The organism is Arthrobacter sp. zg-Y1110 (assembly GCF_025244865.1).
Classification (GTDB): domain Bacteria; phylum Actinomycetota; class Actinomycetes; order Actinomycetales; family Micrococcaceae; genus Arthrobacter_B.
Genome location: NZ_CP104272.1, coordinates 1,741,225 through 1,763,270, shown reverse-complemented (window position 1 = coordinate 1,763,270; position 22,046 = coordinate 1,741,225). Strand labels below are relative to the sequence as shown.

Sequence of the window (22,046 nt, the reverse complement as noted above, 5' to 3'; positions counted from 1 at the left end):
GAGTGAAAGAATCCGCGCAGCGGGACATAGGTCGGCACGTGTTTGGCTGCCGACGCCCGCTTTACGCCAGATTGATCGTATGCGCTTGGACAGGTGCGTACCAAAGCGGCGGATGTGCCCTTGGTCTCGGTGAGGGGCGGCCCGGTCAGATCCTGAGGCCGGTGCGGGGCTCCCGCCCTCCGAGTTCCACGTCGATCACGGTGTCCGGCGCCGGCAGGACCACGGTCCGGGTGTGAGTGGTACGAGCGTCCGGTTCAATGACGCTGAGGACATACTCACCGGATCCGGGCAAAGGCAGCTCGTAGTTGCCTCTGCTGTCTGAACGGGCCGACGCGGATACCTCTCCGCCCGGCCGGACCAGGATCACGAGTGCATCAGCGACGGCGCGGCCGGCATGCCGGATCCGTCCGGTGAGGGCCAGCGCCCGGCGGAAATGGAGGTCGTGGTGTACCGTCGCACCGCGGATGGCAAGCACTTCCGAAACCGGCAGCCAGCTGGCCTGGCTCGCAACCAGGACGTACCGGCCCTCACCGGGAAGCAGGACGGCATAGCCGCCGTCGTGGTCCGCGCGGTCCCAGTCCACCGGCCGTCCGCCGCTGTCCAGCACAGTAACGGTCGCCTGGCCCACCGCCCTGCCGTCCGCAGCGGACAGCAGCCGGCCGCTGACCATGATCTCCCGCTTTTCCTCCGGTTCCGGCTGCCGCTGTCCGCCGTCGGCGTGCAGGTCCGGGTGCGTGGCCTCGTGCCGGCGGGACCGGGGAATCAGGCAGGCGACACCGGCGGCAGCCAGTGCGGCCAGGCCGGCCAACACGAAGATGGTCCGGAACGCGTCCAGTCCGGGGAATGTGCTGCCGCCGATGGTTATTGTCAGCGAGGCCAGGATAGTGGCCACTGTTGCGCTGCAGGTTGAGGTGCCTACGGACCGGAGCAGGGTGTTCAGGCCGTTGGCTGCTGCTGTGTCGGTGAGCGGGACGTTGCTCATGATGATGGTGGGCATGGCGGCCATGGAGATTGCCGTGCCGATCGACACAATCACGGCCCCGGTGATGATTTGAGGAACCGTGTGCACGAAGAGGATGCGTGCCAGATACCCCGCAGCCATAACGGTGCAGCCGATCACCAACGTGGCCTTGGCTCCGTAGGTATTGGTGATGCGCGCCGAGACCGGGGAAACCGCCACCATGGCCAGCCCTGACGGGATCATGGTGAGCCCGGCCGCGAGCACGCTCAGCCCGAAGCCGTAACCGGTTTCCTTTGAGAGCTGCAGCTGCTGCGTAGTGACCAGCATGTTCGCATACATGGAAAAGCCCACCAGGACGGCTCCGATGTTGGTGAGCAGGACCGGGCGGAGAGCGGACGTCCGCAGGTCCACCAGAGGCTGTCCGTTGCGCAGCTCCGCCGGAAACCACAGCGCGAAGCAGACGGCGGCGGCGGCAAAAAGGCCCAGGATCGGATAACTGGTCCAGCCCCAGACCCCGCCCTTGGTAATGGCCAGCAATACGGCGGTCATGGCGGCCGACAGCAGCACGGCCCCGACGTAGTCAAACGGTGCCGGGCTGCGGACCTTCGACTCCGGAACGAAAACGACGACGGCGGCAATCAGCAACGCGCCAATCACTCCCACCACCCAAAAGGTGCCCTGCCAGCCGAACCGTTCATAGACCAGCCCGGCAAGCGGCAGGCCCAGGGCGCTGCCGATGCCGAAGCTGGCACTCATCAGCGCAACGGCGCCGGCGATCTTCTTCTGCGGCAGGGCTTCCCGGAGGATGCTGATCCCCACCGGTATGACCGCACCGGCAAGACCCTGCAGTCCGCGGCCGACCAGGGCCCACGCGAAGGTCCCGCCGATGGAGGCCGTGAAGGCGCCGGCAACCATCAGGGCCATGGCCACCAGCAGCATCCGGCGTTTGCCGTACATGTCCGCGAGCCGGGAGACGATGGGGGTTGCCACCGCCGCGGAGAGCAGCGTTACGGTGACCAGCCAGGACACATCGTCGGAGGTGACCCCGAAGATCCGGGGGTATTCCGGCAGCAGCGGAACCACCGCGGTTTTTTCAAGCGAGACCACTATGCCGCCGCAGCCCAGCGTGGCAATGACCAGCCAGTCCGGGAACGTCCGCGCGCCCTTGCGTGCTGCTGGCCGTTCAGTCATGCGGCTCCTTCGGCTTCAGCTCGGCGGCCGCCCTAGCCCCGCGAGATGGGAACCTTGGTTGACGATGGTCCAACCTCGGGGACCGGCACACGCACCTCCAGCACGCCGTCGTTGTAGGTAGCCGTGACGTTGTCCTGGCTGGCTCCGGACGGCAGCGCTATTTCCCGGGTGAATGACCCGTAACGGAACTCGGAACGGTAGCCGTGCCGTCCCTTGTGCTCCGTTTTTTCCTTCCGTTCCCCCTTGATGTGCAGGACCCCGTCGCTCACCGTGACGTCCAGGTCCTGTTCCGGATTGATGTTGGGCAGTTCGGCCCGGATCACCATGGCCGAGCCGTCCTGGTATTCCTCGACGGGGAAGGCAGGGACCTCCCAGTCCCCCTCGAAGAACTTGCGGACCTGGTCCGGCAGTTCGAAACGTTCGCGGCGTGCAAGGGAAGCCATGGAAATCTCCTTCTCTGTTGCCCGGTACGGCGGCGTTGGAGCTAATTGGAGCTGCCGGGGCGCCGGGCGGAATGAACGGTCCGGCAAGGGTACGTCCGGCACGGGCCGGCCCTCAACGGAAAACCGGCAAATCCCGGCCCGGGGACAGGGTTTCCCGCCGTTTTGCCAGTAATCCCGGCGCCCGGCATCCGCACCCTAGCAATGGATTTTTGCCGCGCGTAGAGTTTTTTCTACGCGCAGCCCTGGGGGGACCCACCGCCGTTCACTACGGCCTGATGCCGGTTGTCATACTGTCGATGAGAGGCTTCCAAAATGGCGCAGCAAAATCCTGATTCGCTTTCCGTCAATCCGCTTTTTGCCCGGCCGGGCGAGGAGACTGCCGCTCCGAAATTCCGCCTGAATGATGGTGAAATGCTGCCGGAAACGGCATACCAGATTGTCCATGACGAAACCATGCTGGACGGCAACGCACGCCTGAACCTGGCGACGTTTGTCAGCACCTGGATGGACGACCACGCGAACCGGCTCTACAGCGAGACGTTCGACAAGAACATGATCGACAAGGACGAATACCCGCAGACTGCGCAGATTGAGCAGAACTGCTGGCGGATCCTCGCCGATCTGTGGCATTCCCCCTCCCCGGAGAACTCCATCGGCACCTCGACGGTCGGTTCCTCCGAAGCCTGCATGCTGGGCGGATTGGCATTCAAACGGCTTTGGCAGCATCGGCGCCGCAGCGAGGGAAAGCCTACTGATAAGCCGAACCTGGTGATGAGTTCCGCGGTCCAGGTGTGCTGGGAGAAGTTCTGCAACTACTTCGACGTCGAGCCGCGGCTGGTGCCCATCAGTGAAGAGCACAAATGCCTGGACGGCTTCGAGTTGGAGAACTACGTCGATGAAAACACCATCGGCGTCGTCGCCATCATGGGCGTGACCTACACCGGCATGTATGAGCCGGTAAAGCAGATCGCGGCCAAGCTGGACGAGATCCAGGCTTCCACCGGCCTCGACATCCCCATCCACGTGGACGGGGCGTCCGGCGCCATGATCGCGCCGTTCATCCAACAGGACCTGGAGTGGGACTTCCGGCTGGAGCGGGTCCACTCGATCAGCACTTCCGGCCATAAATACGGCCTGGTCTACCCGGGGCTCGGCTGGGTGGTCTGGCGGGAACGGCAGTGGCTTCCGGAGGACCTGATTTTCTACGTGAGCTACCTCGGCGGCGATATGCCGACCTTTGCCCTGAACTTCTCGCGCCCCGGTGCACAGGTGGTCCTGCAGTTTTACTTGTTCCTGCGCCTGGGCCGCGACGGCTATGCACGGATCCAGCAGGCCTCGCAGGACGTTGCGCTGCACCTGTCCGGCGCGATCGCTGAGCTGGGCCCCTTCGAACTGTGGAACGACGGCTCCGACATCCCAGTGTTCGCCTGGCGGCTGAAAGATGGATACACGGACAAGTGGAACCTGTACGACCTGGCCGAGCGGCTCCGCACCAGGGGGTGGCTCGTGCCCGCCTATCCCCTGCCGGACAACCTCTCGAACCTGACGGTGGAACGGATTGTGGTCCGCAACGGGCTGAGCATGGACCTGGCAGAGAAACTGCTGGCGGATATCCGACGGGAAACCACGTACCTGGATCAGCTGAGTGCCCCGATGCCTCGTGAGGCGGAGCATCCCGGATTCCATCACTAGTCGAGGAGGTGGCCTAAATGAGCGATTCGAAGGCAGCAAATTCCCCCGCAGCGGATCAGCAGCGGGCGAAATCGAAGCAGAGTGCCCAGATCACCATCGGCGCCCTGGCGGTGATGAACATTGTGGCCGTGGTCAGCCTCCGCGGGCTTCCGTCGGAGGCCGAGTACGGCCTGAGCTCGATTTTCTACTATGTCCTGGCCGCCGTCGTCTTCCTGATTCCGGTCTCCCTCGTGGCCGCGGAGCTGGCCACTGGATGGCCGGAGACGGGCGGCGTCTTCCGATGGGTCGGCGAGGCCTTCGGACCGCGGTGGGCCTTCCTGGCCATGTTCATGCTCTTCATCGAGGTGACCATCTGGTTCCCCACCGTGCTGACGTTCGGTGCTGTGTCACTGGCCTACACCGGGGACAACCAGAACCTTGACGCGCAACTCGCAGGAAACAAGCTCTTCGTCCTCGCAGTGGTCCTCGTGGTCTATTGGCTGGCCACGTTCATTGCCTTCCGCGGTGCAAAAGCCTTCTCCCGGGTGAGCCAGTGGGGCGGCATCATCGGAACCATCATTCCGGCGGCCATCTTGATCGTCCTTGGCTTCTCCTATTTCTTTGCCGGCAACACCCCGCAGATCCAGCTGGGCTGGGGCGAACTCATTCCCGACTTCGGCAACTTCTCCAACGTGGTGCTCGCGGCGTCGATTTTCCTTTTCTACGCCGGCATGGAAATGAACGCGATCCACGTCAAAGAGGTCAAGAACCCCACCCGCGACTACCCGATCGCCGTGCTGACCGCGGCGGCAGGGACCGTCATCATCTTCGTGCTGGGAACCCTGGCCATCGCGTTCGTGGTGCCCCAGGCCGATATCAACCTCACCCAGAGCCTGTTGACCTCCTACAACGACATGTTTGAATGGGCCGGCATTGGCTGGGCTGGACCCATAGTCGCGTTTATGCTGCTGATCGGCGTGCTCGCCGGCGTAGTGACCTGGGTGGCAGGTCCGTCAACGGGCATGCTTGCCGTGGCGAAGGCAGGCTACCTCCCCCGCTTCTGGCAGCACACCAACAAGAATGGAATGGGCACCCACATCCTGTTTTTCCAGGCCTTTATGGTCACCGGCCTGGGACTGACCTACGTAGTGCTGCCCTCGGTTCAGGCCGCCTACCAGATCCTGAGCCAGCTGACGGTGATCCTGTACCTCATCATGTACATGCTGATGTTCGCTGCCGCGATCTACCTGCGCTACAGCCAGCCGAACCGTCCGCGTCCCTACCGGGTGCCCGGAGGCGACGTCGGCATGTGGATTATCGGCGGCGTGGGTTTCCTCGGTTCACTGATGGCTTTCGCCTTCAGCTTCATCCCGCCGGACCAGATTTCCGTAGGATCCCCGGAAGTCTACGTGGGCATCCTCGTGGGCGGGGCTGTGGTGATGGTCATCCTGCCGTTCCTTATTTATGCCTTCCGCAAGCCGCACTGGCGGGACCGGACCAGCGAATTCGTTCCGTTCACGTGGCAGATTGAGCATTCCCATCCCGGGACGGTCTCGGAGTCCAGTGTTTCCACCCAACAGTTGACCAGGGAAGCGGAATCCTCCGGTTCGCCGGTGATGTTCTCGCACGACGACGGCAGCAGGCACGGCGGGAGCTCGGCGGTATGACACTCGATGACGCCGCAATTGAATCGGCGGTCCGGACGGCGTACGCAGACCACCGAAACGACTCCGGGGGCAGGAACGCCAGCTACATCCCGTACCTGGCGTCCGTGAACCCGGACCTCTTCGGGGTTTGCGTGATGACCGCGGACGGAGCGTTGTTCGAAGCCGGTGACACAGGCTTCGAATTCGCCCTGGAATCCATTTCCAAGGTGTTCTCCATGGCGTGGGCCATGGAGAAGGTGGGGCTGGAAACCTTCCAGGAAAAGGTCGGTGCGGATCCTACCGGGGAGCCGTTCAACTCGGTGATTTCCGTCGTCCTGCACGGTGACACACCGGTTTCGCCCTTGGTCAATGCCGGGGCCATGTCCACGGTTTCCCTGATTCCCGGCGACAACGCCGAGGATCGGTGGGAGGCGATCCTGCAGGTCCAGAGCGCATTTGCCGGCCGGAGAATCACGCTGAGTGACGAGGTGAATAACTCCGAGCAGTCCACCAACTTCCATAACCGGGCGATTGCCTGGCTGCTGTACTCGGGCGGCACCATGTATTCGGATCCGATGGAAGCGTGTGATGTGTATACCCGGCAGTGCTCCACCCTCGTCACCGCCCGTGACCTGGCGGCCATGGGAGCCACCATCGCCAACAAGGGAATCAACCCCTTGAGCGGGGACCGGGTGGTGCAGGCTGCCAACATCCCGGCCATGCTGGCCGAGATGACCATGGAAGGGATGTATACCGCCTCCGGTGACTGGGCCTACCGCGTGGGACTGCCGGGAAAGTCCGGCGTGGGCGGGGGCATCCTGGCCATCATGCCCGGCAAACTGGCGATTGCGGGGTTTGCGCCGCCGCTGGACGAGGTGGGCAACAGCGTCAAGGCACAGCGTGCGGTGGCCCAGGTTGCCGCGGCGCTGGGCCTGAGTATCTACAAGGCCACCGAGTACAGCGACTAGCCCAGGTCCCGGCCTATCCGGTCTGCGGCGGCGCGCAGTGGCGGAAGTACGGTCTCCTCCGCGCGTTCCCAACTGTGCAGGTGCAGCGACACGTTGGCGGCCGCGACCACTGTGCCGTCGCCGCTGCGGACCGGAACAGCCACGCCCCGCAGGCCGTCCTCCAACTCATCAGCCACCCGTGACCAGCCCCTCTCGCCGGTCTCCCGAACGGACGCCCTCAGCTCCTGGATGGTGCGGACGGTGCGCGCGGTGTAAGGCATCAGTTCCACGGTGCTGAAATAGGCTTCCTGCTCCGCCTCGGGCAGGGACGCCAGCAGCACCCTGCCCATCGAAGTGGCCCAGGCCGGGAACCGGGTCCCGACGTTGACGGCCACCCGCACCAGCCGGGGGGAAGTGATCCGCGAAACATAGACAACATCGGTCCCGTCCAGGATGCAGAGCGACGTAGTCTCGCCCAGGTCAACGGAGAGCTGCTTCAGGTGCGGCTCGGCGGCGTGCGGCAGGGAAAGATGGGCCAGAAACGAGGACCCGATGTCCAGGGTCTTCGGCGCCAGGCGGAAAGTGGTTCCGTCAAAGCCCAGGTAGCCGAGGTCCCGGAGGGTGAGGAGGAACCGGCGCGACGCAGCACGGCTGATGCCTGCTGCCGCGGCTGCGGAACTGCCCGTGTGTTCGGGCACGTTCAGCGTGAAGGCGCCCAGCACGGCGAAGGCCTTCTCCACCGATTTCACGTAATAGCCGTCTGTGCCCTCCACTTAACGCGCTTTCGGTTCCCCGCGGGAAGCCAGGTACTGGGCGGCCAGCCGAACGGGTGCATTGGGTGCACCGTAACCTTCGTACCCGCCCCGCCGCTCCACCACTTCGAAGAACACGTTGCCCACGGTGCCCGTATAGAAGTGCAGGAATTCGCCGTCGCCGTCGCGGTCGTAGAGCAGGTTCAGGTCCTGGAGTTCGGCGAGGAAACCCGGATCAAGCCGGAACCGGGCCGCCAGGTCCTCATAGTAATTGGCCGGCACGGGCAGGAACCGCAGTCCCCTTTCGGCGGCCTGACGGGCCGTGGCAACCAGATCGGTGGAAGTGAAGGCGACGTGCTGGGGATACTCTGCCCCGCCGGGCCCGGATTCCACGACCAACGGGGCAATGTTCAGCGCCAGCCGCACCCCGCCGTCGGCGCTGCGCATCACCTGGCTGCGGACCAGGCCCATGGGGCTGGGGACCTCCTGCGAGGCGATAGGGGTCAGGGAAAGCGTGGACTCGTAGAAGAGCACCGCTTCGTCGAAGTGCTGCCAGGGCTGGGACAGGTTGATGTGGTCAATGGCCGAAATCAGCGGCTGCGCCGGCTGCCCGGCGGTTTCCCGAGGGTCGGGGTTCCCCGCGGGTCCGAACTCGTCCGCCCACGCGGCAGTGCCGTCGGCGGTGGCTTCGCAGAGGAACACCTCCGTGGAATCCGGGGCAAACACGGCCTGGAGCACCTGCTCGTCCGCCTGGCTGCGCCGGCTCACCTGCCGGGCCCGCAGCTGCACGGCGCGGGAAGCTGCGGCCTGCGGGTCCTGCACGTCCAGCCCGAGTGCGGAAATGCCCGGTTCCATACCGCCGGCCTGCTGCCCGTTGATGATCACCCGCGCCGCGCCGGACGTCCACAGCTGCACGGGTTTGGTCCGGTGCCGCCCGGCGAAGGTAAAGCCCAGCTGGTGCAGCAGCGCGGAGACCGTGTCCGGGTTCCCGGCCTTGACCTCGGCGAAGTTGAATCCGGTGGGCTCGGCCACGCTCGGCAGGGTCGCAAGGGACATCGGATAGTGCGCGCCGCCGTCGTGCTGTGCGAGGTACGACGCCGTACGCTCCTCCAGCCAGATAAGGGACCGCATGGCGTCCACCGCCGTGCGGTCCTCGGCCGTCTGCCGGAAGACGTCGTTGAAGATCTCCAGGGAGACCGGCCCGTCATAGCCGCTGCGGACCAGATGGGCCATGAACCGCACCAGGTCGAACGCGCCCTCACCGGGGAAGACCCGGTAGTGCCGGCTCCAGGAGAGGACATCGAGGGAGAGTTCCGGCGCGTCCGCGAGCTGGACGAAGAAGATCTTCTCCGCAGGGATTTTCTCGATCGCGGCCGGGTCCCAGCCGCGGGAGAGGATGTGGAAGCTGTCCAGGCAGGTGCCGATCTGCGGGTGGTCGGCCAGGTCCACTATGCGCTGGGCATGCTCGAAATCATTTACGTAGCGCCCCCAGGCGAGTGCTTCGTAGGCGACCTTTACCCCGTAGCCGGCCGCCAGCTCACCTAGCCGGCGCAGCTGGTCCGCCGCCGCGGCGTCGTCGTCGATGGTCGCCGTGCCCACGTTGCTGCACAACAGCATGGTCCCGATCCCCAGACGGTTCATCAGTTCGAACTTTGCCCGGGCGCGGTCCAGGTTGGCTTCCAGCAGGGGTGCGTCGACGCCTTCAAAGTCGCGGAACGGCTGATACAGGTCCAGGGTCAGTCCCAGGGTGTCCGCCAGGGCACGGATCTGCTCCGGGCTGGCCGGCGACACCAATAGGTCCGGTTCGAAGATTTCGACGCCGTCGAAGCCTGCATCGGCGCAGGCGCGCATTTTCTCTTCGAGCGTCCCGCTCAGGCAGACGGTGGCAATTGACGTGCGCATGGTGCTCCGGTCCCGGCCCTCAGCGGCCCTGGCTAATCAGTTCGTGGAAGTGGGCGAGCATCCGTGCCGCATCGGGCCGGATGCCGGTAATCAGTTCAAAGGCATCCACGGCTTGGCCCACGGCCATCCGCCCGCCGTCCAGCACCCGGCAGCCCCGCGCCTGCGCGCCGAGGATCAGTTCCGTTTCCACCGGACGGTAGACAACGTCGGCCACCCACTGGGAGGAGTCGAGCAGGTCCAGGTCCACGGCGAGGCCTGGATGGGAATGCATCCCCACCGGAGTGGCATGGACCAGGCCGTCGGCTCCGGGCAGGACGGCCGGAAGGTCTGCGGGCGTGCCGGAGATGACCCGCTGGTCCGGGAAGAGCCCGGACAACGCTGCGGCGCGTTCCGCAGCGCGGAGGGGATCCAGGTCCAGCAGGGTCAGCTGGCCGGTGCCGGCCTTAAGCAGGGCATAGGCCACCGCCGCTCCGGCCCCGCCCACGCCCAGCTGGACCACCTTGGCCAGCGCGGCATCCGGAAGTCCGCCGGCCAGCGCCCCGCCGAAGCCGGAGAAATCAGTGTTGTGTCCGATGAACCGGCCGTCCCGGATCAGGACCGTGTTTACTGCGCCGAGCCGCTCGGCGTCGTCCGACACAACATCAAGTTCGGCGAGGACCAGCTGCTTGCAGGGATGCGTCACGTTGAACGCATTGAAGCCCAGGTCCCGACCGGCGCGAAGCAGCGCTCCAACGTCGGTGCCCGGGCGGCCCAGCTGCGTGAGGTCAATCGGCCGGTAAATGTACCGGAGCCCCTGATGATCGGCCTCCCTTTCATGCATGGGCGGGGTAAGCGAGGCGGTGATGCCTTCCCCGATCAACCCGACAACGAATGATTCCTCGGTGCCGCTCATGGCGCTGTTCCTTCCGGTGCCTACCTGCGGACGGCGGTGCCTTGCGAACACGCAGGACTTATATGCGTCACTGCTTGCCGGTCCCTTGACTGTGGGCTACATTACTTCAAGCGTACGGAGAATGCACACGTGTGCGCATCCCGCACACGTCCTGCACAAGTCACCGTAAGAGTCACCGTAAGAGTCACCGCATAACTACCCGCACACCTCATACCCCCCCCCAACCACAGCCCACGTCAGGAGAGATGCAATGGACGCATCCGCCCCCGCTGGACCAGCAACGGGCAAGACCCCGCGCAAGGCCGCCACTGCCAGCTTTATGGGCAGTGCCGTCGAGTACTACGACTTCTTTATCTTCGGTTCCGCTGCCGCGCTCATTTTCCCACGCGTATTCTTCCCGGACGCCGACACCCAGGCCAGCGTTATGTCGCTCGCCACCTTCGGCTTCGCCTATATTGCCCGTCCGGTCGGCGCCGTCATTCTCGGACATTTCGGTGACCGGGTGGGCCGCCAGAAGGTCCTGATGTTCACCCTCCTGCTGATGGGCGGATCCACCTTCCTGATCGGCTGCCTGCCGGACTTCAACACGATCGGCTGGTGGGCTCCGGTCCTGCTGGTCTTCTGCCGCCTGATGCAGGGACTTTCCGCCGCAGGCGAGCAGGCCGGCGCCAGTTCCATGACCCTGGAACACGCACCGGACAACCGCCGCTCGTTCTTCACGTCCTGGACACTGACAGGCACTCAGGGCGGGCAGATCCTTGCCGCACTGGTGTTCATTCCCGTGGTTGCCCTGCCGGACGAGATCAAATACGGCATCGGCTGGCGCATTCCGTTCTGGCTGAGCGCCGTGGTTGTCGTCGTCACCTACTTCATCCGCCGCTCGCTGCATGAAACCCCCACCTTCACGGAGGCCAAGGAACGCAACGAGATCGCGAAGCTGCCGGTGGGCGTCCTGCTGAAGGATCACTGGCGCGACGTGCTGCGGGTCATCTGCTGCGCCTTTATTGCAGCCGTTTCCACCGTCTACGGGACACTGGCCATCAAGTACGGCACCGAGGTGGGCAACGTGGACGCGGATATTACGCTCTGGCTCGTGGTGGCAGGCAACGTCTTCGCGCTGTTCACGCAGCCGTTGTTCGGCCGGCTGGCCGACCGGATCGGACGCCGTCCCGTCTTCATCTACGGAGCAGTATCCAGCGCGGTGATCATGCCGTTCTATCTGCTGTCCATGGAGTCCGGTAACACCCTGCTGCAGTTCGCCCTCTCCGTTGCCGTCTTCTCCTGCGGCTACGCGGCGGCCAACGCTGTCTGGCCGTCCTTCTACGGAGAGATGTTCAGCGCCAAGGTCCGCTTCTCGGGCCTCGCCATCGGCACGCAGCTCGGCTTCCTGATGGCCGGTTTTGCACCGTCCATCGTTGCTGCCATCGGCGGACTGGAACCCGGCGGATGGGTGGTGACCAGCATGTTCACCGGCGCCATCTGCGCCATCGCTGCGATTTCCGCCCTCACCGCCAAGGAGACCGCACACACCCCGACGGCGGAACTGGGCCTGAACCTGGCCAAGACCGCCGCACCGGTACGCCCGGCCACTGCATAGGGACGGCAGCACCAGCACAGCAATACCCGGCAGGGCCGGGGCGGGAGCTTTTCCCGCCCCGGCCCTGTGTCATCTGCCCCTGTGCCATCTACCGCGGTGTCACATGCCGCGCAGCCGCGCCCGGCGCGAGGTCCAGGCGATGTATCCGCCCAACGCCCCCGTAGACGCGAGCCCGGCACTCATCAGCGGTGCCTGCCACGATTTCCAGCGGGACGAATCACCCAGCGTCAGCTCCCCCACTCCCCGGATAAACGCCGACGCGAAGATTGCCGCCACCAGCCGGTTTCCCACGCGCTCCAGCCGCATCACCAGCGGCAGCAGTTCCTCGCCGCGGAGGTGGACCTCCACTCCCTCGATCTCCAGGGTGCTGAGCAGCCGGCGTGCCTGGTCCGGCAGTTCGGCTCCCAGCTCCAGGACCTCCGTTCCGGCACGGCCGAGCCTGCGGGCGTAGTTCACCGGGTTCAGCTGGTGCACCGCCATCCTGCGCGCATAGGGCCCCAGCGTGGGGCCGAGCCGGAACTGGGGATCCAACACCTCGCCCATTCCTTCGGTCATGATCAGCATCCTCAGCAGCAGCGCCATTTCCCGCGGCAACTGGATGTGGTGCGTGCGCAGGATGCCGAGCCCGGTGGTGATGATGGTTCCCACCGGTGCCGACGCCAGGTCCTTGCCCGAATACAGGCGGATCAGCGGACCGAGGTCCATCCTCAGCTTCACGCGGTTCACCCGCATTCCGGACGCGTTGATCCGGACCAGCGCATTGGTGATCCGCTCCGGATCCTTGCGCACAATGCCGATGAACAGGGCTGACAGCTGGCTGCGCAGCTTCTCGTCCACCTCGCCCACCATGCCGAAGTCGATCAGTCCCACCCGGCCGCCGGGCTCCACGAAGAGGTTTCCCGGGTGCGGGTCGGCATGGAAAAAACCGTCGTCGAAGACCATCTTCATTTCGACGCGTGCGGCGGCCACCGCCAGCGCCGGACGGTCGATGCCGGCGGCGTCGAGCGCGGCAACGTCCGTGACCTTCATTCCCCGGATCCGGTCCATGGTCAGGACACGGGAGGTGCTGTGGTCCCAATAGACGTAGGGAATGGTTATCGCAGCGTCGTCTTCGAAGTTGGCCCGGAACCGGTCCGCGTTGCGGCCTTCCTGGAGATAGTCCAGCTCTGAGCGGAGGGTGGAGGCGAACTCGTCCATCAGTCCGGTGAGGTCGTAATCGCGGGCGGCTTCCCAGCGCTTGCTGGCCGCGTTGGCCAGGTTCTGCAGGATTTCCAGGTCCTGCTCCACCTGGGCAGCGATGCCGGGCCGGCGTACCTTGACCACCACCTCGGTGCCGTCCTTCAGGACGGCGGCGTAAACCTGCCCGATCGAGGCGCTTGCCATGACCGTGGTGTCGAAGGACCGGAAGACCTCCAGCGGGTCTCCGCCCAGTTCCTGGCGCAGCTCCTCCGAGATCTGCGGCCACGGGACGGCTTCGGCGTCATCCTGCAGCTTCGCCAGTTCCCGCTGGTACTCCGGGGGCAGCAGGTCCGGACGGGTGGAGAGCAACTGGCCCATCTTCACATACGTGGGGCCCAGCTCCTCGAGGGCAGTACGCAGGTACTCCGGACGGGTGCGGGGTTTCCCTCCCGGCTCGGCCGCGTGCTGGCGGCGGAACGGCAGCCTGCCCTCCAGTCCAAGGGCGGACACCAGGAAGCCAAGGCCGTTGCGGGAGAGGATTTCGGCGATCTGCCGATAACGGTCCAGCTGGCTGATCATTGGTCTGCTCCGTCCGCGGGGCTCCGGTTCTCCGCTGCTGTTCGCTAACGAAACACTAGCGGCAGGGCAGGTTCCGCCGACAGGTCCTTCGCACCTGCACCGCTTCTGCCGCCCGGTGCTCTTCTCCCGGCTGCGGACGGCACCTAGACTCCGGCACATGCCGATGCCCTCACCTGACCAGCCGTCCGCTGCTTCGCTGCGGGAGCGGGTGTCTTCCCTCCCGCCGGATGAAAGACCCGTCCTGCTGTCCGGAGCCTCGTTCTGGACCACCGCTGCTGCCCCGGCGGCGGGGCTCCGGCCCCTGGTGCTCTCCGACGGGCCGCACGGCATCCGGCGTCCGCGCAGCGAGTCAGAGCCGGGAATCGGTGACGCGCTGCCTGCCACCTGCTTCCCGGCGGAATGCCTCACGGCGTGTTCCTGGGACCCGGACCTGCTGGCCCGGCTCGGCACGGCGACGGCGAAGGAAGCGGCAGCTGCGCATGTCGACGTCGTGCTGGGACCGGGGCTGAACATCAAACGCACTCCCCTGTGCGGACGCAACTTCGAGTACTTTTCCGAAGACCCGCTGCTCGCCGGTGCCCTGGGCGCTGCCTGGATCCGGGCCCTCCAATCCGAGGGGGTGGCTGCCTGCCCCAAGCATTTCGCAGCGAACAACCAGGAAGCGGACCGGATGCGCATCGACGCGTCGGTGGACGAACGTACCCTGTACGAGATTTACCTCCGGGCCTTCGAAACGGTGGTTCGGACCGCGCACCCGTGGACCCTGATGGCCGCCTACAACAAGGTCAACGGCATCCACGCCGCGGAGAATGCCTGGCTGCTGGAAACGGTCCTGCGCGGCGAGTGGGGATTCGACGGCCTGGTGATGTCCGACTGGGGGGCGGTTACCGACCGCGCGGCGGCACTCGACGCCGGACTGGACCTGGAGATGCCCGCCAGCGGCGGACTGGGGCTGTCGGAGCTGCAGGCGGGACTGGAAGCAGGCACTGTCAACCAGGAGATGGTGGATTCATCCGCGGCGAGGCTGTTGCAGCTGGCGGACCGCACTTCCTCGCCGGCGCACAGCAGTGCGGACCCTGACGAACACCACCGGCTGGCACGCGAGGCCGCTGCGGCATCCATGGTGCTGTTGAAGAACGAGGGCGGGATTCTCCCGCTCTCGCCCGGCCTGCGGCTGGCTGTGGTGGGCGAGCTGGCCCGCACCCCGCGGTATCAGGGCGCCGGCTCCTCGCAGGTGACCCCCACGCGGGTCAGCGTTCCGCTGGAGGTCCTGTCCGAGCGGACCGCTGCAGCCGTCTTTGCCGCCGGCTACCGGCTGGACGGAACGCCCGACCTGGAGCTGGTGGCTGAAGCGGAGGCCGCTGCCGCCGCTGCGGACGCAGTGCTGTTCTTCGTTGGGCTGCCCGAGGACAAGGAATCGGAGGGGTTCGACCGGCCGGACCTGGCTCTGCCGGAGAACCAGTTGGCGCTGCTGCGGGCGGTGACCTCCGCTAACCCCTGGACAGTGGTGGTCCTGTTCAACGGCGGCGCAGTGGAGACCGGGTGGGTGGAGCAGGTACCGGCCGTGCTGGAGGCGTGGCTGCCCGGCCAGGCCGGAGGCGAGGCGCTGGCGGATGTCCTGCTGGGAGATGTGAACCCGTCCGGAAAGCTGGCGGAAACCTTCCCCCGGCGGATCGAAGATACTCCGGCGTTCGGAAACTACCCCGGCGAGGCAGGCACGGTCCGCTACGGCGAAGGGGTGCTGGTGGGCTACCGCTGGTATGGCGCGCGGGGCATCGAACCGGCCTTCGCCTTCGGGCACGGACTGTCATACACCGCTTTCGACTACTCCGGCCTGGATCTCCGCCTCGCGGATACGGACACGGGGCCGGTCCTGGCAGTCGAGGCAACGCTCACGAATACCGGCAGCCGGGCCGGCGCCGAAGTCCTGCAGGTGTACTCCGGCGCTCCCGAAGGACCCGCGGTACGGCCGCCGCGCGAGCTCCGGGCCTTCCGGAAGGTCTTCCTCGAACCCGGAGCCTCGGCTCCTGTTGCGCTGACGGTACCGCTGCGGGAGCTGGCGCGGTACGACCCGGCGTCGCACCGTTGGATCACCGACGGCGGAACCTACCGCATCGACGTCGGGTCCTCCTCCCGGGACATCCGGCTCAGCGGAAGCATCCACCTGCCCGGCACCGACGGCGGCACGGCGGCACCGCTGACACTGGACTCGACCATTGCCGAGTGGCTGGCGCATCCGCTGGGTCGGACGCTGCTGGGCGGCGGGGACCCGGACAGCGCAGGCCCGGGCATGGCCGACGCGCTGGCACTCATGGGCAGTATGCCGCTGCGCCGGCTGGCCCGGTTCCCCGGCACCCCCCTTACTCCGGACCGGCTGGCCGGATTGGAACAGGCATTGCGCGGTGCCGGCCCGGCGGGAGGGGACTCCGGCTAGGCGCTGAGCAGGGACCGGTAGATTTCCTCGTGCGCTGCGGCCACCTGCCGGCGCTCTGCGGTCCGCTCCGCGCGGCTCATTCCCGGCCAGCCCCGGGCGGCATGCACCTGCTTGAGCGCGTTTGCCAGGGACTGGGCATCGAGGCCGTCCTCGTTATGCACGAATTCCGTGACGCCGGCGCGCTGCTGGGCGTAGAAGCCGCAGGACGGCGCCAGCACGGCCGTGCCCAGATCGGTGCACGCTTCGAGCCAGCCGGAATGGGTGCCGAACCGGTACGGCAGCACGGACACATCCAGGCTCGACAGGTAGTCCCAGAGCTGCGGTTCGTCGAAGTAGTCCCGGACCTGCAGCTCGAGCCGCCCGGCCGCGGCGGCCTCCGACAGCCAGCGGTGCAGTTCCGGCCGGTACTTGTCCCCTCCGGGAGTAAGGATGTCCGGATGCCCGTTCACCTGCAGCACGGCACCGGGCAGCTGTTCCACGGCGTCGAGCAGGTCCGGAAGAATGGCCCCCTCCATCATGTTCGGCCGCAGGCTCTTGAGGTGCACTCCGACGCGGAACTCCTCACGCGGACCGGCTGCCAGCCGCAGGGCCTGGCGCCGCTCAAGCTCCGCCAGATCCACCACGTGCGGATGCGGCAGCACCTGCGGGCGGCGGCCCCACCGGCGCTCGACGACGGCGGCGGCCCCGGGCGTCAGCGTGATCAGTTCGTCGGCTGCGGCAATCAGCACATCCAGCTGTGCGTCGTGCGCCTCCGGAGTGAGGTGGTGCGGGTTGCGCAGGTCGTGGACCGTGTAGACCAGCGGTTTCCCCGAGGCCTTCAGCTCGTGGGTGACCGCCTGCAGGTCCCGGGGCGAAATAGCGTCGAAGCCGAAGTGGATGTGCATCAGGTCGAAGCTGTCGGCGTTCTCCCGGATCCAGCCGGCATCCAGCATGACCGGCGGCCACCATGCCGCCTCCGTGGACTGGCCGGGGTTGCGGGGGTCCGGGTCCGGCAGGCGTACCACCGGGTTCCGCTCCCCCGGGACTGCGCCGGTATGCCGGATATAGACCTGGCTGTGCGGCACTGACGCCACCCTGATGTTCGATCCTTCCGGCCTGCCCACGCATCCTCTTTCGCCGCTGTAAAAAACCGTGTTCAGTATACTTAGTATTTTGCGGCATCCGCGGAGGGCGCCCCCGGCGGAAGGAAAGAATGCAGCCGCAGCAGACCGGCCCGGATCAGGCGTTTTCGGTGCTGATCATCAGCTCGGGACGGGATGCCCACCTGGCCAATGCCGTCCGAGGGATCAGCCGCTCCACCCGCCGGCCCGCAGAGATTGTGGTCTGCTACCTGAACCAGCCCGAGGCCGTTCCCCCGCCCAGTGACGTACCGCTGCGGGTGGTCCACGCGGCGTCGGGCCCCGGCGAACCGCTGCCCCTGGGGGCAGGCAGGAACGCCGCTGCTGCGGCGGCGCGGTCCGCAGTTCTGGTCTTCCTCGACGTGGACTGCATTCCCGCAACTGGCATGTTCGGGCACCTGCTGGCAGATCTGGACCGCACCGGCGGACTGGTGATGGCCGCACCCCGCTACCTCACGGCGGACGCGGACGTGCCGGCGTGGGTCTCCGACGGCGACGATCAGGTGCTGCACCGGGACTCCGTACCGCACCACGCACGTGCTGCCCTGGCACCGGCGCCGGGAGAACCGGCACGTGCCTCCCAGGAATACGCCCTGTTCTGGTCCCTGGGGTTTGCCGTGCACCGGGAGATCTTCGAACGGATCGGCGGCTTTGACGAGTCCTTTGCCGGGTACGGCGGCGAAGACACGGACTTCGCCTTCACAGCGCAGCGGAAGGCGGTCCCGCTGGCGTTCTCCGGCGCAACCATGTTCCACCAGCACCACGGCGTTCACCGGCCGCCGCTGCAGCACCTGGACTCCATTGTCATTAACGCCAAGGCGTTCCGGGCCAAATGGGGCAGCTGGCCGATGACCGGCTGGCTCGAAGCCTTCGCCCGGGAAGGCTACGTGTCCTGGGAGCGCGACGGCGGGGACCTGCGGCTGCTGCGCCGTCCGGGTCCCGACGAGCTCGCCGCGGCCCGCGTCAATGCGCCGTACTGACGTCCCGGCCGCCGGGAACGGGATCCCCCTCGCCACCGGAGACGGCCGACTCGACGGCGGCCAGGAACCGGTCCCGGTAGTGGGCGGGGGAAACCAGGAGGGTCCTGGCCAGCAGCTGCGGATCCGTTCCGCGCAGTTCTTCCAGCAGGCTCGGCCAGTCCGCCACTGAGGCGAAGCTTGCCGCGGCGGCTGCACCCGCTGCCGCGAGCGAAGAGGCGAAAACGGCCTGCTCCCGGAACGGCCGGGGTTCGGGAATCAGCAGCGCCGGACGGCGTGCGGCAGCTGCGGCGGCCACCGCATTGTGGCCGGCCGAGGTGACCACCACATCCGCGGCGGCCAGCCGGGGTCCCGGATCCGCGACCACGCCCAGCAGCGACACATTCGCGGGAACCTCGCCCGGGGTGCCGGCGGTATGTCCCATAACGTCCCACTGCCATCCCGGGGTCTGCCGGGCCGCGGCAAGCACGTCCTTGAGCGCTACGCCGCTGCCGCCCAGGGAGGTCTGCACCGCGACGGTCCGGGGCCGCACGGGGATGAGCCCGGCGGCGGGAGCGGTGTCCGGAGCCAGCATGCCCAGATAGGTGCTCTTGGAGCCGTACGCCTGCAGATGCGCCGGATCTTCGACGGCTTCCGGGAAGTAGGCGATGAGCCGGTGAACGGAGTCGTAGGCCAGCCGGTGTGCCGTGTCGGTCCGTTCCCCGTGCATCCGGCGGTGGATGACCGGATAACCCGCGAGCCGCGCAAAGGCGGCGACCTCCACGGACACATCCACGACCACCACGTCCGGGGCAAATCCTTCCCAGAGCCGGTGCAGCTGGCTGAAGCGGGACTGCAGCGCCGGACCTGCCGGCGCATAGTGCAGGAAGTCCCCCGGCCCGGGCTCGAAGGGGCCGTCAGGTCCGACGTCGGGCGGCAGCGGCGCGAACCGCGCTCCGCCGGGCAGGCGTGGAGGTCCCCCGGGCGGGGCGGTTCCGGTGACAAGCAGCTCCACGGCAGCCAGCCGGGCAATGTTGGCGGCGTGACGCAGGTGGCCGGTGCCGTGGTGGTGCGCGTAGTAGGCCACGCGGGGCATGCGGGAAGAAGGCAAGTGCTGCTCCTGTTACGGCACGAGGACGGCGTCGGGATGGCCGGAGTCGGGCTGTCCGTCCGGTTGGGGCAGGGAGTGCAGCTGGTCCTCGTAGGCATCCACCATGGCTGAGGCGCTGAAGCGGGCCGCGGATTTCCGTACCCGCTCACGGTCGAGGCCGCGGGCGTCCGTGACGGCCGCGGCCAGGGCATCGGCACCGAGGCCTTCGGCGAGCCGGCCGCCGTCGGCGTCGATGATCTCCGGCATGGCTCCCAGCGGCAGGGCCGCCACCGGCGTGCCGCAGGCCATCGCCTCCAGCGCGGTCAATCCGAAAGGCTCGGACCAGACAGGCGAGGCAATGAAGACTTCTCCGGACCCAAGGAAGGCGGCCAGTTCCCGGTGGTCGAGGTGGCCGACGTGCTGCACTCCGCGGCCCAGATGCGGGGCGACGGTGCGTTCGAAATACTTCGCGTCGCTGATCGGCCCGGCGAAGTGCAGTTCCATCCCTGCCATCCGGGCCGCAGCAATCGCTATGTGCAGGCCTTTTTCGGGTGTGACCCGTCCGGCCCAGACGACGGTTCCGGTACGGTGTCCGGTGCCCGCGGGCCAGTCCGCCAGCCGGATGCCGTTGTGGATGATGTGCAGGTCCGGCAGGTGCGGAGACCAGCCGGTGGCATTGCGGGCCGAAACACTGACGAAGCGGTGCAGCGGTGAGAGCGGGGCACGTCCATCCTCTACGGCGTCCACAATCCACGGCAACGGCGGGGTGTGGAGGATGGTCAGCATCGGCACATCCGCCAGCTCCAGGTACGGGAGCAGGCTCAGCGAGTTGTTCACGACGACGTCGAAACCGCCGGCCCGGACCGCGGCGACGGCCGAGCCCAGCGCGGCGTCGAGGGACTGCTGCTGCCGCTGCATTTGTGCGGGAGCCAGCCCGCGCCGGAATTCGAAGGTTTCCGGGAGGACCTCCACCACCCGGCCGCTGGACAGGGAGCCGGCCTTGGCGAAGAGCGTGACATCGTTGCCGCGGGACACGAGTTCTTCCGCCATCAGCGAGGTGTGCATTTCAAGTCCGCCCTGGAACGGGCTGGAGATCGGGTGGTGCAGGTGCGACAGGACGGCTATGCGCAATGGTTTCCCGCCTGCCGCGCGCCCCTGCGGCAGGGGGAAGTCAAGACTCATATTAGTAAGTATGCCTTGTATCCGCGTCCCGCACCTGAGCCAGCAGGCGGGTACTGACAGGCGGGTTCAGCCAGTCGGGGCCGCTAGGCGGAGAACGGTTCCGCCCCGAACGGCACCGGGGGGATGTGGTGGGAAGGCAGGCGGTCGCGGTCGTAACTGATGGTGGTGTAGCCGTGCGGGACGGGCTTGCCTTCTTCATTCAGGTTGACGAACACGATCTTGTCGATCGTCAGGATGCTGCGACGGGTAATCATGTTCCGCACTTCAGCCTGCATGGTCAGCGACGTACGGCCGAACTTGGTTGCCGTGAGCCCCATTTCAATCAAGTCGCCCTGAACCGCCGAACTGACGAAGTTGATCTCCGACATGAATTTGGTGACCACCCGGCCGTTGCCCATCTGCAGGATGGCATAGACGGTAGCTTCTTCGTCGATCCAGCGCAGCAGGCTGCCGCCGAACAGGGTGCCGTTGGCGTTCAGGTCCTCGGGGCGGACCCACTTGCGGGTGTGGAAATTTATGTTTTCAAGGGGCATATATTCAGCTTATCCACAGGACTGTTGCCGATCGGCCGGATCCGTGGATGCCTTGCTCACAGACCCCTGTTAGCTGTCTGACGCTGCTGTGACGGCGCTCCCGGGCCGGCTGCTGCCGCCTCAGTCCGGGGCCTCATTCAGCTGGTCGCCGAGGTGGGTCAGGTCACCGTCCGGCGGAACCTCCATGGCTTCGAGCGCCGCGGCCTGCTGCAGGTCCCGGATCAGTTCCGCCGACCCGCCCACGATCGTGGAGTCGAAGTCGATCTCGGAGGCCAGGAACCATGCGCCGTCGGCCGGCCAGAGCAGATTGGGGCTCTGGATCGGATCCCAGCCGTTGAGCTCCTGCCAGCCCGGTTCGGCAAAGACCGCCAGGCTGCCGGCAAACAACAGGTAGTCGCGCAGCGGCAGTTCGAGGCGGCGCACGGTCTGCAGGGCGTCGTAGCCCCGGAAGGGCTGCGGCTGCACCTCCGGGTCCCCGGCGCCCGGGCCGGACCGGGGAAGGGTCTCCCCGCTGCCGGCCACCCAGCCGTACCCGTCCCACAGCCCGGCGAAGCAACGGCCGGGGGTTTGTGAGTGTGCACCGAGAATGCGGCTGACCTCGGCCAGGGTGTCCGCCGGGAGCGCGCCGACCAACGGGTCTTCATAGTGCCACCCCGGTTCATTCGATACCGGATTGCGGTAGCCGGCCAGAATGGAGGACCACTGCATCATCGGGTGGGCCACCGTGCCGCGCACCCCCGCCAGCTCTTCCCAGCGCATGGGGCGGGACTCGGCACGTACCGGCCCGTCCTGCTGCCCGCCCAGCAGCTGCGCCCGGATCGGGTGGAAAACCCGCGCGTAGGCCTCGAACCCGCCGGGAACGGTGCCCGCAACTGTTCCGGGCTCAGCCAGCCGCTCCGCGATCCAAACTCCGGACTGCGGGTCGGAAAGCGGCCCTTCCAAGCTCGTCATGCGGCCCAGTATGCCCTACCGG

17 protein-coding genes are annotated in these 22,046 nt (G+C 66.7%); 6 read left to right on the top strand and 11 right to left on the bottom strand.

What is annotated here, in order from left to right:
* Positions 1-145: 145 nt before the first annotated feature.
* Positions 146-2,152, bottom strand: coding sequence for an MFS transporter (locus N2K99_RS08195; RefSeq protein ID WP_227933470.1), 2,007 nt, complete (start codon positions 2,150-2,152; stop codon positions 146-148).
* Between the two features lie 32 nt (positions 2,153-2,184).
* Positions 2,185-2,595 (bottom strand): Hsp20/alpha crystallin family protein, encoded by a 411-nt coding sequence (locus tag N2K99_RS08190; RefSeq protein WP_227921809.1) that lies wholly within the window; start codon positions 2,593-2,595, stop codon positions 2,185-2,187.
* 312 nt (positions 2,596-2,907) lie between these two features.
* Between N2K99_RS08190 and N2K99_RS08185 the strand changes: the two genes are divergently transcribed.
* From N2K99_RS08185 to glsA, 3 genes are read left to right on the top strand one after another with little or no spacing between them, the layout of a single operon-like run.
* Positions 2,908-4,287: a glutamate decarboxylase gene (locus tag N2K99_RS08185; RefSeq protein ID WP_227933469.1), complete on the top strand. Its 1,380-nt coding sequence runs from the start codon at positions 2,908-2,910 to the stop codon at positions 4,285-4,287.
* 17 nt (positions 4,288-4,304) lie between these two features.
* Positions 4,305-5,933, top strand: a complete 1,629-nt coding sequence (gene gadC, locus N2K99_RS08180; protein ID WP_227933468.1) for a putative glutamine/gamma-aminobutyrate antiporter GadC — start codon at positions 4,305-4,307, stop codon at positions 5,931-5,933.
* Positions 5,930-6,880 (top strand): glutaminase A, encoded by a 951-nt coding sequence (glsA, locus tag N2K99_RS08175; RefSeq protein ID WP_227921816.1) that lies wholly within the window; start codon positions 5,930-5,932, stop codon positions 6,878-6,880. Before gadC ends, glsA begins: the two co-directional genes overlap by 4 nt.
* Here the strand turns inward: glsA and N2K99_RS08170 are convergent.
* From N2K99_RS08170 to N2K99_RS08160, 3 genes are read right to left on the bottom strand one after another with little or no spacing between them, the layout of a single operon-like run.
* Positions 6,877-7,632 (bottom strand): IclR family transcriptional regulator C-terminal domain-containing protein, encoded by a 756-nt coding sequence (locus N2K99_RS08170; RefSeq protein WP_227933467.1) that lies wholly within the window; start codon positions 7,630-7,632, stop codon positions 6,877-6,879. The two genes, glsA and N2K99_RS08170, sit on opposite strands and share 4 nt — an antisense overlap.
* Complete coding sequence (locus tag N2K99_RS08165) at positions 7,633-9,513, bottom strand: bifunctional sugar phosphate isomerase/epimerase/4-hydroxyphenylpyruvate dioxygenase family protein (RefSeq protein ID WP_227933466.1); 1,881 nt, start codon at positions 9,511-9,513, stop codon at positions 7,633-7,635.
* Between the two features lie 19 nt (positions 9,514-9,532).
* On the bottom strand, positions 9,533-10,405 hold the full coding sequence (locus N2K99_RS08160; RefSeq protein ID WP_227933465.1) for a shikimate dehydrogenase: 873 nt from the start codon (positions 10,403-10,405) through the stop codon (positions 9,533-9,535).
* Positions 10,406-10,655: 250 nt separating this feature from the next.
* On the opposite strand from N2K99_RS08160, the gene N2K99_RS08155 reads away from it, so the two are divergent.
* Positions 10,656-12,002 carry an MFS transporter gene (locus N2K99_RS08155; RefSeq protein ID WP_227921827.1) on the top strand — a complete coding sequence of 449 codons (1,347 nt, stop codon included), beginning with the start codon at positions 10,656-10,658 and terminating at the stop codon, positions 12,000-12,002.
* A 99-nt stretch (positions 12,003-12,101) separates the two neighbouring features.
* Here N2K99_RS08155 and N2K99_RS08150 read toward each other — a convergent pair whose 3' ends face one another.
* Entirely contained in the window at positions 12,102-13,760 is a 1,659-nt protein-coding gene (locus N2K99_RS08150; protein WP_227921828.1) for an AarF/ABC1/UbiB kinase family protein, read from the bottom strand.
* Between the two features lie 157 nt (positions 13,761-13,917).
* Between N2K99_RS08150 and N2K99_RS08145 the strand changes: the two genes are divergently transcribed.
* Entirely contained in the window at positions 13,918-16,194 is a 2,277-nt protein-coding gene (locus N2K99_RS08145; RefSeq protein ID WP_227933464.1) for a glycoside hydrolase family 3 C-terminal domain-containing protein, read from the top strand.
* Here N2K99_RS08145 and N2K99_RS08140 read toward each other — a convergent pair.
* Positions 16,191-17,297 carry a glycosyltransferase family 1 protein gene (locus N2K99_RS08140; RefSeq protein WP_227933463.1) on the bottom strand — a complete coding sequence of 369 codons (1,107 nt, stop codon included), beginning with the start codon at positions 17,295-17,297 and terminating at the stop codon, positions 16,191-16,193. The genes N2K99_RS08145 and N2K99_RS08140 overlap by 4 nt on opposite strands.
* Positions 17,298-17,386: 89 nt before the next feature.
* Here N2K99_RS08140 and N2K99_RS08135 point away from each other — a divergent pair, with 89 nt between their 5' ends.
* On the top strand, positions 17,387-18,292 hold the full coding sequence (locus N2K99_RS08135; protein WP_227933462.1) for a glycosyltransferase family 2 protein: 906 nt from the start codon (positions 17,387-17,389) through the stop codon (positions 18,290-18,292).
* On the opposite strand, the gene N2K99_RS08130 is transcribed toward N2K99_RS08135, so the two are convergent.
* From N2K99_RS08130 to N2K99_RS08115, 4 genes are all read right to left on the bottom strand, one after another.
* Entirely contained in the window at positions 18,276-19,379 is a 1,104-nt protein-coding gene (locus N2K99_RS08130) for a glycosyltransferase (protein WP_227933461.1), read from the bottom strand. The two genes, N2K99_RS08135 and N2K99_RS08130, sit on opposite strands and share 17 nt — an antisense overlap.
* Before the next feature lie 12 nt (positions 19,380-19,391).
* Positions 19,392-20,540, bottom strand: coding sequence for a glycosyltransferase (locus tag N2K99_RS08125; RefSeq protein WP_227933460.1), 1,149 nt, complete (start codon positions 20,538-20,540; stop codon positions 19,392-19,394).
* An 83-nt stretch (positions 20,541-20,623) separates the two neighbouring features.
* Positions 20,624-21,073 (bottom strand): acyl-CoA thioesterase, encoded by a 450-nt coding sequence (locus N2K99_RS08120; RefSeq protein WP_227921835.1) that lies wholly within the window; start codon positions 21,071-21,073, stop codon positions 20,624-20,626.
* A gap of 120 nt (positions 21,074-21,193) precedes the next feature.
* The gene (locus N2K99_RS08115; protein WP_227933459.1) at positions 21,194-22,024 is read right to left on the bottom strand and encodes a hypothetical protein; all 831 of its coding nucleotides are present in this window, start codon (positions 22,022-22,024) and stop codon (positions 21,194-21,196) included.
* Positions 22,025-22,046 lie beyond the last annotated feature (22 nt).